Origin of the sequence: Colwellia sp. Bg11-12 (assembly GCF_014076955.1) — a bacterium.
Taxonomy (GTDB): Bacteria; Pseudomonadota; Gammaproteobacteria; order Enterobacterales; family Alteromonadaceae; genus Colwellia_A.
Genome location: NZ_JACGUZ010000037.1, coordinates 1 through 15,728 on the forward strand (window position 1 = coordinate 1; position 15,728 = coordinate 15,728).

The window sequence follows — 15,728 nt, forward strand, 5'->3', positions numbered from 1 at the left end:
ACTCGCTATTGCAAAAGACCTCAAATTGGATGAGGTTTTTATTTACAGCCCACTTGATAACGTTGAATATTTTAGAAACTTTAACTTTATCAGTGCAGGGGCCGTTTTTATGGAGGCAGGCATGCCACGACAGCGTATGGCTTGCTCTGTTGACAATGTCAGTAAATCCACCAACTTCGCTTTCAATCACTGATTTATTACCCTTATAAACAGTAATCACCGCTGTTGTTTTGCCTACCTTTTAATTGTTGTGCTTTATTCTATACATTTATCCTAACAAACCGACAATAATTTTTTGATGCCACATCTAGCGAAGCATTAGGCTAAATGCTATTGTGCGCACCGAAACAATACAACTCTTATTACATAAGTAAAAAGAACATTAAAAAACTTTTTACGTGGAGATTTAGAAGTGGCAATTTTTGATTTAGTAGATTTCGACAATCATGAACAAGTTGTTTATTGCAGCGATGATGCAACAGGCTTAAAAGCGATAATTGCAGTACATAGTACAGCACTCGGACCAGCAGCAGGTGGCTGTCGTTTTTGGGATTACGTAAACGATGAATCAGCATTAAAAGATGTTTTGCGTTTATCAAAAGGCATGACCTACAAAAATGCTATGGCCGGCTTAAAGCTCGGCGGTGGTAAAGGGGTTATTATTGGTAATCCTAAGCACTTAAAATCAGATGATTTATTCAAAGCTTATGGTCGAGCAGTAAATAACTTAGGTGGTCGTTATTACACCGCTGAAGATGTAAATATTACCACAGGTGATATGGCTGTTGTTAACCAAGTAACTGACTTTGTATCAGGTTTAGAAGGAAAAAGTGGTAACCCTGGCCCCTTTACTGCGCTAGGGACTTTCTTAGGTATTAAAGCTGCCGTTAAGTTTAAATTAGGCACAGATGATTTAACGGGAATTAAAGTTGCCGTTCAAGGACTTGGTAGTGTTGGTTATTCATTGTGTGAAAAACTTCACGCTGCGGGTGCAAAACTGATTGTTACTGATATCAATCAACAGATTTTAGATAAAGCGGCCACAGAGCTAAATGCAACGATTGTCAGTCTTGATGATATCTATAAACAAGAGGTTGATGTTTATGCGCCTTGTGCATTAGGTGCTTCAATTAATGATGATACGCTTGCAGAAATTAAAGCAGTAATCATTGCTGGCTGTGCTAACAATCAACTTGCAGAAAGCCGACATGATCAAGTACTTTTAGAGAAAGGTATTTTATACGCACCCGATTACGTTATTAACGCAGGTGGTATTATTAATGTTGCTCTTGAGATTTATCCAGAACCTTACTGTGCAGATAAAGCGACAAGTTTAGTCCAAAATATCTATCATACCCTAATGAATGTATTTGAAACGGCGAAAGAGAAAAACTTACCTACCGGTCAAGTCGCTGATGAAATGGCGAGAGCTATTATAGCAAAAGGTAAAAAGTAGCATTTCATAAAAATAAAGAACCGCATTTATGCGGTTTTTTTTTCGCTAAAATTAGTGGGAGAGGGAAATAAAAAAGTCGCTTAAAAGCGACTTTTTATTAATAAAATTGACGTTGAATGTAAAAAAACAGTAAAGGTCAATTCATAACAAACTTAGGTAATTGGTAACGTGGGTACTTGAATACCTGCCATTTCTAGCATAACACGGACAACCTGACAGCTGTAACCAAATTCATTGTCATACCATACATATAATACAGCGCGATCGCCATCGACAATCGTTGCTTGAGAATCAACAACACCCGCGTAACGCGAACCCACTAAATCTGTAGAAACAATTTCAGTTGAAGCTGTGTAGTCTACTTGATTTTGTAGTTTTGAATTTAACGAAATATTACGCAAATAATCGTTTAGAGCGGCTTTATCTGTCGACTTTTTCAAGTTCAAATTCATGATAGCCATTGAAACGTTTGGTGTAGGCACACGAATGGCATTACCTGTTAACAAACCTTTCAATTCAGGTAATGCTTTAGCAACAGCTTTAGCAGCTCCCGTTGTACTAATCACCATGTTTAACGGTGCACTGCGGCCACGACGTGGTGCTGGATGGTAGTTATCAATCAGGTTTTGATCATTCGTGTATGAATGAACCGTTTCAACGTGACCATTTTTAATACCAAACTCATCGTTAATAGCTTTTAAAACAGGTGTAATAGCGTTAGTTGTACAACTAGCAGCAGAAATAATTTTGTCATCGGCTAAAATCATATCTTGGTTTACGCCATAAACGATATTTTTAATATCACCTTTAGCGGGAGCTGTTAACAATACTTTCGCAACGCCTTTTGACTGTAAATGTTGACCTAAACCTTCTTCGTCGCTCCATACTCCTGTGTTATCAACGACTAAAGCGTCATTAATTCCATATTGTGTATAGTCGATATCGCTAGGGCTTTTTGCATAAATCACTTGGATAAAGGCACCGTTAGCTTTAATGACACTATTTTCTTCATCTATAGTAATACTGCCGTTAAAAGCACCATGCACTGAATCACGTCGTAATAAACTTGCACGTTTAGCTAAATCACCTTTACCGCTGGGACGAATAACAATAGCGCGTAAATTTAATTTTGAACTTGGACCAGCACGTTCAATTAATAGTCGAGCTAATAAGCGTCCAATACGACCAAAACCATAAAGAACAACATCTTTTGGTTTTTGAATGTCTGAATTTTTGTTAATAGTCACTAATTCTTTTTCTAAAAATTGTTCAATTGATAAGCCATTGGCTTGACCTTGAAACAAGTAACGATAAGCTAATTTACCTACATCAATGCGAGCAGGTGCTAAGTCCATCTTGTTTAATGCATCAATAAAAGGAAAGCTTTCACGTAAACGTAATTTACTCTCCTCATGTAAAGCGACAGACTTATGTGCTTTAATAATGTCAATTGCAGAAGCATTGACTAATGGTCGACCATAAATAGATACTTCAAGACCTTTGTTTCTGAAAAGTTGCCCTATAATAGGTTGCATATTTTCAGCAAATGTTTGGCGTTCTTGCCAGCTAGCTTGGTATTGTTCCTCAAGAAGAGAAGTCATTGCGTAAACCTTTTTATTTCAGTCAATTGAACGATGAGTTATTATTAATATTAGCTATAATATTAGCACTAACTACAATAATAATTAAATGCGGGACTATTGTAATCGAACCTGAAAACTTTCGCCACTAGTTACACAGGATTTTACTTTCAAATATGGTACTAAAATGAAGACAATATTAGGGTTTTTCTCACTACTTTTTTTATTATCCGCCTGTGATAACCAACCAAATTTTGCGGAGCTTTGTGAAAATAATACAGAAATTTGTGATGAATTTAAGGAAGACTCGTGGTGTAAGCGGGAACGTATCATGGTAGGTTTTGCAAATTTAGAACATAAATCAAACGCTTCAGATTTACAAAAGTATCACCAGTTACTCAGTTATGAAAATTATGCGCAATGTATGGTTCATGCATCAAAAATTGAACATATTAAATTAAAGCATAAACAAACGATGCGAGTAGACAATGCCATTAAAGCAAAAAATCGTATTAAAGAAATTTCAAAAGAAACAGAAATGTCTGAACACCCTCACCTACTTTATTACCATTGGTCACGTTACATTAATGAAGGGGCATTAGACAAGTTTTTAGCCCAAGAAGGTAGCATCGCATTAGAGAACCCTCGGTCTCAATTCAACTTAGCCACTTACTATACAAAAATAGACCCAAAGAAAACGCTTAAGTTACTTTATCACTCTCTTGAGTTATCAAACGAAAATGAGCAAATAAATCCAGAGATTTTTGAGTCAATATCAACTATATTTGTCGAAAAGCAACAAGTAAAACAAGTCTACATTTGGTTACGGATCTTACGTTTATATATGCCAGATCATAAAGAAGTAACAGAGAAGTCTCTAGATAATTATATCAGTGGCTATAACTTAGACAAAAATTTATTAGATAAAGTAGCTAAGTCTACATTAGACAGAATAAAGTCGGGGACGTTTAAAGCCCCCAAAATATAATATTATTTAGCTATTCGCTTTATAGATACTAACGAGAAACAAACTGTAAACTGAGTGAATTAACACAGTAACGTTTACCTGTTGGCTTAGGTCCGTCATCAAAGACATGGCCGAGATGTGAATCACAATCACTACAAGTGATCTCTGTACGTGTCATACCGTGGCTAACATCTTCAATGTAAGCAACATTTGGACTGATCGCTGCAGAAAAACTTGGCCATCCACAACCTGATTGAAATTTATCAGCTGAGGAAAATAATTCTTTTTCACAGCACGCGCAATGATAAATCCCTTCTAGCCAATGATCATTATATTCACCACTAAACGGTTGCTCTGTAGCCGCTAATCGGCATACCTTGTATGCCTCTGGTGATAATTTATCTTGATAAGCGTCTGTAGACATATTGTTATTACCTTTTATTTAGAGTGACCAAATTCGATCATTTCACGTTCAGGATGAGACCATTCGACATGAAATTTCTTTCCTGCTTCTTGATCTAACCGTTCAAAAGTATGGGCGCCAAAGAAATCTCGTTGCCCCTGTAATAAATTTGCAGGAAGTACCGCTGTGCGCATAGCATCGTAATAAGTTAACGATGAACTGATGGCACTGGTTGAAATCCCCATTAAAGCAGTCTCTGCAACGGTTTTCCGCCAATTCAATTGGTGAGCGTTTAGTTGCTCAACAAAGAAGGCATCTAACATTAAGTTTTCTAACTTCGCATTGCGTTTAAAAGCTTCAGTAATAGATTGTAAAAATGCCGCACGAATAATACAACCTGCACGCCATATTTTAGCAATACTGGCAAAATCTAATTCCCAGCCATGTTCTTTTTCAGCTTGCTTCATTAACTGAAAACCTTGCGCATATGCACAAATTTTAGCGCAGTAAATGGCATCATGTAAGCGCGCAATAAAGGCTAATTTCTCTTGTGGGTTTAATGTTATTGCTTCAGGTCCATTGAGCAAACTCGCACTCTGCACTCTTAAGTCTTTAAAAGAAGAAATAGAGCGCGCATATACCGCCTGAGCTATAGTGGGTGCTGGTGTACCTAATTCTAAACTGCTCGTGGCTGTCCATAAGCCCGTACCCTTTTGCCCTGCTTTATCAAGAATCAAATCAACCAGAGGGATGTTATCATCCGTTATTTTATGGCGTAATACTTCTACAGAAATCTCCATTAAATAACTGTCTAAAGGGCCTTGGTTCCATTGTTCAAAAATATCAGCGATTTCATCTGGTGATAAATTCAAACCAGCGCGGAGGGTGTGATAGGCTTCACATATAATTTGCATATCGGCATATTCAATACCGTTATGCACCATTTTCACATAATGTCCGGCACCTGCAGGGCCAATATATGCAGCACAAGGTTCACCTTTTTTAATTGTTTCTCCAGGCTTACTTCGCTCTAGAGGCTTACCTGTTTCGGCATCAACTTTTGCTGATATAGCTTCCCATATAGGTTTGATACGTGTCCACGCATAAGGAGAGCCACTAGGCATTAATGCGGGTCCAAATCGAGCGCCCACTTCACCGCCAGAAACAGCAGAAGAAAATAAAATAAAATTGTTTTTATATTTTTTCTCACGGGCTACCGTATCAACCCAAAGGCTATTACCTGTATCGATAATAATATCATCGGGTTGGATACCTGCACCGATCAGGCTTTCAGAGACTTGATCAACAGGCGCGCCAGCAGGCACAGAGAGTACAATAAGATGAGGGGTTTTTAAGCGTGAGAGTAATTCGGTATATGAAGAACAACCATGAACACGTTGTTTATTTTCACCATTTTCCAACTTGTCTTGGGCAATAACACCAAGCACCTTTTCATTGTCTAAATCAAAAGCAGCAATACTATAGCCATTATCAGCTAAATTTAGCACCAAATTTTTACCCATTACACCTAGGCCAATAAAGCCGATGTCACACAAACTATTGTCTTGTGTCATATTAGAAAGTCCATAAATACTAAGAAATATAATGGCATGCATTCTACCATGAACAAAACTAAGCCACTAGCAATAAAAGCATCCTTATATTCGTAATAAAACGACCTTTAAAGCACTAAAACTCAACTAACCGCAAAGTATTGCTTGTAAAAATCTCAAAATGATGTAATTTTACTACATTATTTTCATTTAAGGTTTCAACATGACTATTAAAGTTGGTATCAACGGTTTTGGACGCATTGGCCGTTTCGTATTTAGAGCAGCAGCACAAAGAAGTGACATTGAAATTGTCGGTATAAATGATCTAATCGACATTGACTACATGGCTTACATGCTTAAATATGACTCAACACATGGTCGATTTAATGGAACTGTAGAAGTAAAAGATGGCCAACTAATTGTTGATGGTAAAGTCATTCGTGTAAGCGCAGTTCGTAATCCCGAAGAATTAAAATGGGATGAGATAGATGTTGATGTTGTCATTGAATCAACCGGTTTATTTTTAACCGATGAAACTGCCCGCAAACATCTCATAGCTGGTGCAAAAAAAGTTGTTCTTTCGGCTCCATCGAAAGATGACACACCGATGTTTGTTTGTGGTGTAAACCTCAACGAATATAAAGGTCAAGACATTGTATCAAATGCATCATGTACCACCAATTGTTTAGCGCCTATTGCTAAAGTACTTAATGATAATTGGGGTATTGAAAGTGGTTTAATGACTACTGTTCATGCAACTACAGCAACACAAAAAACTGTGGATAGCCCTTCAGCTAAAGATTGGCGTGGTGGTCGTGGTGCAGGGCAAAATATAATCCCTTCATCGACAGGTGCAGCAAAAGCGGTCGGTAAAGTTATTCCTGAATTAAATGGTAAACTTACCGGCATGGCATTTCGAGTACCTACACCGAATGTCTCTGTCGTTGACCTAACCGTTAATCTTAAGAAGAGCGCAACTTATCAAGATATTTGCGATGCGATGAAATCAGCCGCCTATGGAGATTTGGAAGGAATTTTAGGTTACACCGAAGATCAAGTCGTTTCTAACGATTTTATTGGCGAAACTTGCACTTCTGTTTTTGATGCGGGTGCGGGGATTGCACTTACTGATAAATTTGTGAAAATAGTTTCTTGGTATGACAACGAAATTGGTTACTCGAACAAGGTACTTGATTTAGTTGCCTACATTAGTGCCTATAAAAGCTAAAATTATTTATCAATACCTGTAACATGAAAAGCCAAATATTTATATTTGGCTTTTTGATTTAAATAAAATGATATAAGTAACATTTACTTATATAAATATTGATTTTAATCAATATTGTTTAACTCCCTCTCTACAAGCCATACATTTCCCTATAAAACGTAAATGATAAGCGATAAGATCATTCTTTAAAGTGTTGACCTTAAGCTTTTTTATTGTGGTTTCCCTTCTCAACAACAAGTTAGCGTATGAACGAATATCGTATTAAAAGTATTGTTAAAAGCTTAGCCAATATAAACAGTGCTAATTTCTTCCATGACATTTGTTTATCATTGAGTAAAGCTATCAATGCTGACTTTGTCTACATTGCATCATTAGATGATAACGACACATTGGCAACCACTATTGCTTTAGCTAGCCAAGGAGAGATCATTGAAAATATTTCTTATTCTTTACCTAATACGCCATGTGAAAAGATAGTTAATTCATTAATTTGTACCCATCGCTCTAATATCCAGCAACTATATCCTAATGATGCACGATTAATTGATATGAGTATTGAAGGCTATGTTGGCGTTCCTCTTAAAAATGTAGAGGGAAATATTGTCGCTATTTTAGTTGCTCTTTTTCAAGAGCCTATTTCTAACACCAATGAAATCGAAACATTATTCCTGTTATTTTCCGGGCTTATTGAAAGAGAGTTACACAAAAAATCCTATTCTGAAAAGTTGGAGTTAACGAATACTATTATAGAAAATAGCCATGAAGCTATTTTAATTACTGACGCACACACTCGTATTATCCATACCAATAAAGCTTTTAGTAAAATTACTGGGTATCACATCGATGAAGTGATAGGGGAAACGCCAAAGTTTTTCCAATCGGGTCATCATGACAAAAACTTCTATCAAAAAATGTGGTCTCAGTTAAAACGTCGAGGACACTGGCAAGGAGAAATTTGGAATAAGCGAAAAAGTGGCGAAATATACCCTGAATGGCTGTCCATAAGTACTATTTATAACAAAGTAAATCAAGAGACTCACTATGTGTCTTTTTTTTCAGATATTACGCAACAAAATAAAGATAAAAGCAAAATAAAGCGCCAGTACTACTTTGATTCGTTAACGAAACTCGCCAATAAGAAAATGTTATTTCAACAAGTTGATCAAGTCATAAAGCAAAATTGCCAAGAAGCGCAGAACATACAATCTTTATGTGGATTATTTGTTATGGATCTTGATCTATTTAAGCATATTAATAACACCTACGGGCATGCCTTTGGCGACAAGCTATTAAGGCTAGTCGCGAATCGTTTGAAATCACTTATACGTGATACAGACACTGTAGCGAGAACAAGTGGTGACAGTTTTGCCCTTTTTATTAAAAACCTGCCAGATGAACAAGGAGCGCAGCGTATTGCTGAAAACATAGCGAAATCTTTTTCAGATCCGTTTCACTTAGATGGTATCACCACAAACTGTTCGCTCAGTATAGGCATTGCACTATTTCCACATGACGAAAAAAATGCAGCAGGTTTATTTAAAAAAGCGGAACAAGCGATGTTTGATGCAAAAGATAATGGGAGAAATTCATTCCGCTTTTTCACCTCTAATATGGGAGAAAGTGCCGCTCGAATTTTAAAGGTAAAAAATGAACTTGAAGAGGCAATTAACAGTAATAAACTCGATGTTGTGTTTCAACCTATAATTTCATTAAAAACCCAATTATGTACCAAATTTGAAGCCCTTGTACGTTGGAATAATAACGGGACTTGGGTGTCTCCTAGTGATTTTATTCCTGTCGCTGAGCACTTTAACTTAATTGATAGAGTAGGTGCTATTGTATTAAAGAAATCTTGCCAAGTACTTAAAACACTTAAAAATGCAGGTTTTACTGACATTATTTTTAATATAAATCGTTCTATTTATGAATTCCCCAAAGATGAAGCCAATAACAATTTATGGTTACATGTTATCGAGGCGTCGGGTCTATCACCTAGTGATATTTGTTTTGAATTAACGGAGAGCGTATTAGCGCCAGAAAACGACAACAATATATCTTTATTAAAAAGCATCCAAGATGCTGGTTGTAAAATAGCGCTTGATGACTTTGGTACGGGCTACTCATCGTTAAGCTATTTACGGCGTTTTTCTATTGATATTCTAAAAATAGACAGAAGTTTTATTAAAGAAATGACCATGGTTAGGGATGACAAAACACTTGTAACCGCAATTATTTCAATGGCAAAAGCATTAGGAATTGCCGTGGTCGCTGAAGGCGTAGAAAAAAAAGAACAAGTAGAAATATTAACAGAGCTCGGTTGTGACTTTATCCAAGGGTACTATTTCTCAAAACCTTTACCTTCTCAAGCATTAGAGAATTTTTTAACAAAATTCAGCTTTACTCACCCTCTCACTGAAAGTACCAATAACTAAACAAAAAGGCTGAAGTAACTTCAGCCTTTTTAGTCTTTAATGAAACGTTATTTTATTTGGGCTAACGCTTGCTTTGCTAGTTCAGTAATTTTAGGCCAGTCTTTATTTTTTATGATCTCGTCAGTAACCAACCAAGAGCCACCACAACAAGCAACATTTGATAAAGCTAAGTAATCATTAACGTTACTTAAATTTATGCCACCCGTTGGGCAAAAACGAATGTCGGGGAATGGCCCACCCATTGACTGTATTGCTTTAACGCCGCCAGAGGCTTCTGCGGGAAAAAACTTCAAATGGTCATAGCCAAAGTCGATACCATCCATCATTTCTGAAATAGATGAAATCCCAGGGATAAGCGCAATGTTACCTTCGTTGCCTGCTTGTAATAAGTCTTTTGTTAAACCTGGGCTTATCGCAAACTTAGCACCAGCTTCTTGGCAACGTTGGAGCATTTCTCGGTTAGTAACCGTTCCTGCACCGACACAAGCTTCAGGTAACTCTTTAGCAATGATTTTAATGACATCAAGTGCTGCAGGTGTTCGTAAAGTCACTTCTAAGACTTTTATGCCTGCAGCAAGTAGTGCTTTGGCAATAGGCAATGCATCTTCAACATCTTTGATAACAAGAACAGGTACTATTGGCCCCATAGCGAAAATGTCTTTTGGCGATAGTTGCCAAGTTTTTGTTATGGTCATGATTTACATTTGTCCTTTCATTGAAGATAATTGTTGACGAATATAGGCTGATGCCCCAATCAAACCGGGTTGAGCTTCGGTGATCACATACGTCGGAATATTGTTAATAAAACTCGATAAACGGCCTTTTGCGTCAAAACGCTGCCTAAAACCACTATCATTTATAAAGTTGATAAAACGAGGCACAATACCTCCAGCAATATACACACCACCAAAACACCCTAATGTTAAGGCCAAATTACCCGCGAAGCTGCCTAAGGTCTTACAGAATTGCTGTAATGCTTTTTCACAGAGTGGACAAGAACCCTCAATCGCTTTAGCTGATATTTCTTCAGCAGATAAGTTGTGCTTAGGCAGGTTGCCAATCGACAGGAAAGCTTGATAAATTTGCTCTAACCCTCTGCCACAAAGTAATTGCTCATATGAAATTCTATGCTGTTTTAGATCAAGTAAATAACTTAATATTTTAATTTCATCTGCGTCAACAGGCGCAAAATCAACATGCCCGCCTTCACCACCTAAACAACACCAACCATCACTGGTCGGTACTAAATTAGCGACACCTAAACCGGTTCCAGGCCCACAAATAGAAATAGGTTTGCCTGCAATAGCAACCCCTTCACCAATCTGTACTTTTTGTGAATCGTTAAGTAAAGGTACGGCATGAGCGATTGCTGTATAGTCATTAATTAAAAATAACTGCTTAATATTCAATGCATTTTTTAATGCCGATTGAGAAAATGTCCACGGTAAGTTGGTCATGGTAATTTGATCATTCTCTACCGGGCAAGCAATGGCCAAACAAGCGTTTAATGTTTTTCCTTCACATGCATGTGAAGATAAATAAACACCAATAACATCGGCTAAGCTGTCATATTTGTCGCACTGATAGGTGTTAATATCAGACGTTGTTCCGTCGTCGTTAACCAGACCAAATCTGATATTAGTACCACCAATGTCAGCAACTAAATTGATGGTTGATTCACTCATGACATTTTTCCGGCTATATCAGTTTCATCAAATAATGAACAAGCACCCGTTTCAGCTGTACTTAAGTTACGACGCATAAAACCAAAAAGCTCTCGTCCCATGCCTTGATGATGACCATTAACTTGAAAAATAGCGTTGTCACGTTGGGCAAGCTCAGCCTCGTCAACCATTAAGGTCAGCTCTCCGGTTTCACCGTTAACTAGAATCATATCGCCCGTTTTCACTTTCGCGATTAAGCCACCATCAAGTGCTTCAGGACACAAATGTATCGCTGCAGGTACCTTGCCGGAAGCCCCTGACATACGGCCATCTGTCACCATTGCGACTTTAAAGCCTTTATCTTGTAAAACACCAAGTGGTGGTGTTAATTTATGTAACTCAGGCATTCCTCGGGCTTTCGGCCCTTGAAAGCGAACAACAGCAACAAAATCTTTCTCTAGCTCACCAGCGTCAAATGCCGCTTGCAATTCATGTTGATCTTCAAAAACAACCGCGGGTGCTTGAATAACAAAACTACCTTCGCGCAGCGAAGATGTTTTAATAACAGAAACACCTAAATTACCTTTAAGGACGCGTAAGCCACCCGTAGGTTTAAATGGCTGAGCAACCGTAGCGATAATACTATCGTCAAGTGACTTTTCAACACAGTCAACCCATTTGAGCTCACCGCTCTCTAAAACGGGTTTTTTAGTGTATCGCGTTAAACCACGACCACAGATGGTTTCTACATCTTCAAAAATTAAGCCACCTTCTATCAATTCTCTAAAAAGTAGTGCCATACCGCCTGCTTCTTGGAACTGGTTAATATCGGCTTCACCGTTAGGGTATATACGTGTTAAAAGTGGAACCGCTTCAGATAAGTCATTAAAATCTTGAAAGTTAATGATAATACCCGCAGCTTTTGCGAAGGCAATAATATGCATTGTCAGGTTAGTTGAACCACCCGTAGCAAGTAATGCAACAATGGCGTTAACAATTGAGCGTTCATTAACCATTCTGCCAATCGGCATATAGTTACCTGATTGTTGTGTTAACCGTGTAACTTGACGTGCCGCTGCTTTGGTTAATTCTTCACGAAGCTGGGTATTCGGCGCGATAAATGAAGCGCCTGGTAAATGAAGTCCCATAACCTCAACCACTAATTGATTTGAGTTAGCCGTACCGAAGAAAGTACACGTACCCGCAGAGTGGTAAGATGCAGATTCAGCTTCGAGTAGCTCGTCTTCATTGGCTTCACCTTTAGCATGTTGCTGGCGTACACGTGCTTTTTCTTTATTGGGTAAGCCTGAAGGCATTGGACCTGCAGGTATAAAAACAGTCGGTAGGTGTCCAAAAGTCATACTGGCAATTAATAAACCAGGCACAATTTTGTCACAGATGCCGAGCATCGCTGCGCCATCAAACATATTGTGAGATAAACCAACAGCAGCAGACATCGCAATAACATCGCGACTCATTAAACTTAAGTCCATGCCGGGCTGACCTTGCGTTACACCGTCACACATAGCAGGAACACCTGCAGCAAACTGTGCTACACCACCCGCATCTCTGACTGCTGCTTTTATAATCGCAGGGTAAACTTCATAAGGCTGATGTGCCGACAACATATCATTGTAAGCTGATACAATGGCGATATCTGAGTGATGTATGCCACGTAGTGAGGCTTTGTCTTCTTTACCACAAGCCGCAAAACCATGGGCTAAGTTACCACATGACAAACCAGCACGATGGACAGTTTGAGAGCTTTCAGCTTCAATTTTGGCTAAGTATTTAGCGCGTGAAATTTTACTACGCTCTATAATTTCATTGGTGATCGCTAAGATCTTTTTATTCATTTTAATCGTCATATGTTACTCCGCCCAATACACTTGTGTATTGATATCTGGGTTTTGTAAGAATGCCCTTATTGGCATTTCTTTTTGATTTTTACTTGAAAGTGCTTTGTCTAAAACGACTTTTTTACCTTTTCCACATACATGCAAAATAATATTTTTACTCTGTGCTAAATGCGCATAAGTAAAAGTGATGCGATCGTTAGGAGCGGTTTGAGGAACAACTTTCATTAAGGCCACTGTATTCTCTAGTGCTAGTGCTGTTGATATTTCATTACTACACGGAAATAAAGAAGCGGTATGACCATCTTCGCCCATACCAAGAATAAGCACATCTAATGGCAATAAGTTACTTTTAGCATCTGCATTTAATAACGCCAAGGTTGCTTGATTACATTCGCCGGCTTTTTTGAGATGAAAAAAACGAGCAGCAGAGGCTTTATTTTGCAATAAGTTTTCATGTACCAAACGCGTGTTACTTGCCTCAGACTCAAACTCAACCCAACGTTCATCGGCTAACGTTACGGTGACCTTTTGCCAATCAATATCTTTATTTGATAATGCAGTAAAGAAACCTTTCGGTGTAGAGCCACCAGAGACAGCAAGGCTTGCTTTACCTTTTTTACTAATAGCGTCTGATAACATTTCGGCCACTGCATTGGCTAAAGCATTATCTAAATCTGCTCGCTGAGCAAAATCATTTAATTGATACATAGTTATTCCCTGAAATTTACATTATCGCTAAAATTTAGTTACTCAACCCACTGGCGATCATCACGAGCAATCATTGAAAGCGATGCAACGGGCCCCCAGGTTCCTGCAGGATAAGCTTTAGGTGCTTCATTACTTGTCTGCCAAGCTTCAATAATACTATCAGCCCAAGTCCAAGCCGCCTCAACTTCATCACGACTGACAAATAATGACTGATTGCCATTAATAACTTCTAGCATCAATCGTTCATAAGCATCAACAACACGCTGATTTTCATAGGTTTCTGAAAAGCTCAAATCGAGTTTATTTTCTTGAATATGCATTTGTGATGCAATACCCGGAATTTTATTCATCATTTGTAACTCAACGCCTTCATCGGGCTGCAAACGAATGGTTAATTTATTAGCGGGTAAATCTACATGGCTCTCTTTGAATATATTGTGAGCTTGGGGCTTAAATTGCACCACAATTTCACTGTGCTTAGCGGGCATACGTTTACCTGTGCGAAGGTAAAACGGAACACCTGCCCAACGCCAATTGTCAATTTCCGCTTTTATTGCGACAAAAGTTTCGGTATCACTTTTTTGATTGGCATCTTCTTCATTTAAATACCCTGGTACAGGTAAACCATTTAAGTAACCATCTGCATACTGTCCGCGTACTGTTTTTTCTTTCACGTTCATGCGGTTAATGGGTACAAGCGCCTTCACAGCCTTTAATTTTTCAGCACGAATGCTCTCTGCACTTAAATCAGCTGGCGGCTCCATCGCTAATAAAGATAGAATTTGTAATAAATGATTTTGTATCATGTCACGCATTTGGCCTGCGTCATCATAGAATCCCCAGCGCCCTTCAATACCAACACTTTCAGCAACGGTTATCTGTACATGATCAATACTATTACGGTCCCAGTTATTGGTAAAAAGTGAGTTGGCAAAGCGCAGTACTAATAAGTTAAGTACGGTTTCTTTACCTAAATAATGATCAATACGGTAAATTTGGTTTTCATTAAAATAACGAGAAACTTGGTCATTAATAACTTTAGAAGAAGCGAGACAATTACCAATCGGTTTTTCCATAACGACACGGTCTGCGTCAGTAATAAGTTTTGCTGATTTTAAACCGTCGGTAATATCGCCATAAATAGCAGGAGGTGTTGAGAAATAATAAACGCGCGTTTCATGTCCACCTTTTAACGTGGTCGCTAAATGGCTGTACGAAGCGGTATCTTTAAAATCTAATTGTTGATAAACCAAACGGGTAATAAAACGAGTCATCACCTCTTTGTCTAAACCCTCTTTAACAAATTCGGTAAGGTTTTCAACCACAAAAGCAGTAAATTCTTCGACTGAATGGTCTTGTCTAGCAACACCTAAAATTCGACTCTCATTGTTCAATAAGCCGGCTTGGTCTAATTGATACAAAGCGGGTAATAATTTACGACGAGACAAGTCACCAAGTGCACCAAAAATGACGATTTCACTGGCAGACTGAAGGTCTGAATTTTTCATATAACATTATCTCTTATGTTGGCTTGTTTTACTGATACCTAATAATAGCTAAAATTATGTCATCAATAAATACAGCATATATTGTAACTAAACTACATTTATCCATAATTTAACGGGTATACTCACATCAGTAAAGAACTTTTTGTAATTAAATTACATTTTAGGTATTATAAATAAATATAGAGTTCAAGAGATGATTTCACTAAAAATTCTCGGCTGGTTAGCTATTTTAGGTTAAAACATTAATTAAAAATTTGCTAAAAATTGCTAATGTGTTTTATATTAGCGGTAATTATGAAATAAATTTTCATTATTCTCGTCATTTAGACAGAAAATTAATTACAATTTTTGTAAAAGTAGGATTAACCGA

General features: G+C 37.8%; 12 protein-coding genes and 1 pseudogene. 5 read left to right on the forward strand and 8 right to left on the reverse strand.

Annotation, left to right across the window (positions count from 1 at the left end; translation table 11 throughout):
- A pseudogene (locus tag H4J39_RS00695) lies at positions 1–193 on the forward strand (GNAT family N-acetyltransferase); the annotation flags it as partial.
- 219 nt (positions 194–412) lie between these two features.
- A complete protein-coding gene (locus H4J39_RS00700; protein ID WP_182225544.1) occupies positions 413–1,456 on the forward strand; it encodes a Glu/Leu/Phe/Val dehydrogenase in 1,044 nt (347 codons plus the stop codon).
- 152 nt (positions 1,457–1,608) lie between these two features.
- Here the strand turns inward: H4J39_RS00700 and H4J39_RS00705 are convergent, their stop codons facing one another.
- Positions 1,609–3,057 carry a glyceraldehyde-3-phosphate dehydrogenase gene (locus H4J39_RS00705; protein ID WP_182225545.1) on the reverse strand — a complete coding sequence of 483 codons (1,449 nt, stop codon included), beginning with the start codon at positions 3,055–3,057 and terminating at the stop codon, positions 1,609–1,611.
- 166 nt (positions 3,058–3,223) lie between these two features.
- Between H4J39_RS00705 and H4J39_RS00710 the strand changes: the two genes are divergently transcribed.
- Positions 3,224–4,024 carry a DUF2989 domain-containing protein gene (locus tag H4J39_RS00710; protein WP_182225546.1) on the forward strand — a complete coding sequence of 267 codons (801 nt, stop codon included), beginning with the start codon at positions 3,224–3,226 and terminating at the stop codon, positions 4,022–4,024.
- Positions 4,025–4,052: 28 nt separating this feature from the next.
- On the opposite strand, the gene msrB is transcribed toward H4J39_RS00710, so the two are convergent.
- Positions 4,053–4,427 (reverse strand): peptide-methionine (R)-S-oxide reductase MsrB, encoded by a 375-nt coding sequence (gene msrB / locus H4J39_RS00715; protein WP_182225547.1) that lies wholly within the window; start codon positions 4,425–4,427, stop codon positions 4,053–4,055.
- Between the two features lie 14 nt (positions 4,428–4,441).
- Positions 4,442–5,980: an NADP-dependent phosphogluconate dehydrogenase gene (gene gndA / locus H4J39_RS00720; RefSeq protein WP_182225548.1), complete on the reverse strand. Its 1,539-nt coding sequence runs from the start codon at positions 5,978–5,980 to the stop codon at positions 4,442–4,444.
- Positions 5,981–6,182: 202 nt separating this feature from the next.
- Between gndA and gap the strand changes: the two genes are divergently transcribed.
- Positions 6,183–7,187 (forward strand): type I glyceraldehyde-3-phosphate dehydrogenase, encoded by a 1,005-nt coding sequence (gene gap, locus H4J39_RS00725; RefSeq protein WP_182225549.1) that lies wholly within the window; start codon positions 6,183–6,185, stop codon positions 7,185–7,187.
- A 245-nt stretch (positions 7,188–7,432) separates the two neighbouring features.
- The gene (locus H4J39_RS00730; protein WP_182225550.1) at positions 7,433–9,619 is read left to right on the forward strand and encodes a bifunctional diguanylate cyclase/phosphodiesterase; all 2,187 of its coding nucleotides are present in this window, start codon (positions 7,433–7,435) and stop codon (positions 9,617–9,619) included.
- A gap of 47 nt (positions 9,620–9,666) precedes the next feature.
- On the opposite strand, the gene H4J39_RS00735 is transcribed toward H4J39_RS00730, so the two are convergent.
- From H4J39_RS00735 to zwf, 5 genes are read right to left on the reverse strand one after another with little or no spacing between them, the layout of a single operon-like run.
- Positions 9,667–10,308 carry a bifunctional 4-hydroxy-2-oxoglutarate aldolase/2-dehydro-3-deoxy-phosphogluconate aldolase gene (locus H4J39_RS00735; RefSeq protein ID WP_310649700.1) on the reverse strand — a complete coding sequence of 214 codons (642 nt, stop codon included), beginning with the start codon at positions 10,306–10,308 and terminating at the stop codon, positions 9,667–9,669.
- 9 nt (positions 10,309–10,317) lie between these two features.
- Positions 10,318–11,304 (reverse strand): glucokinase, encoded by a 987-nt coding sequence (locus H4J39_RS00740; protein WP_182225552.1) that lies wholly within the window; start codon positions 11,302–11,304, stop codon positions 10,318–10,320.
- Positions 11,301–13,139, reverse strand: coding sequence for a phosphogluconate dehydratase (gene edd / locus H4J39_RS00745; RefSeq protein ID WP_182225574.1), 1,839 nt, complete (start codon positions 13,137–13,139; stop codon positions 11,301–11,303). The genes H4J39_RS00740 and edd overlap by 4 nt, the downstream gene beginning before the upstream one ends.
- A gap of 15 nt (positions 13,140–13,154) precedes the next feature.
- Positions 13,155–13,850 carry a 6-phosphogluconolactonase gene (gene pgl / locus H4J39_RS00750; protein ID WP_182225553.1) on the reverse strand — a complete coding sequence of 232 codons (696 nt, stop codon included), beginning with the start codon at positions 13,848–13,850 and terminating at the stop codon, positions 13,155–13,157.
- A 38-nt stretch (positions 13,851–13,888) separates the two neighbouring features.
- Positions 13,889–15,358: a glucose-6-phosphate dehydrogenase gene (zwf, locus tag H4J39_RS00755; protein ID WP_182225554.1), complete on the reverse strand. Its 1,470-nt coding sequence runs from the start codon at positions 15,356–15,358 to the stop codon at positions 13,889–13,891.
- Positions 15,359–15,728 lie beyond the last annotated feature (370 nt).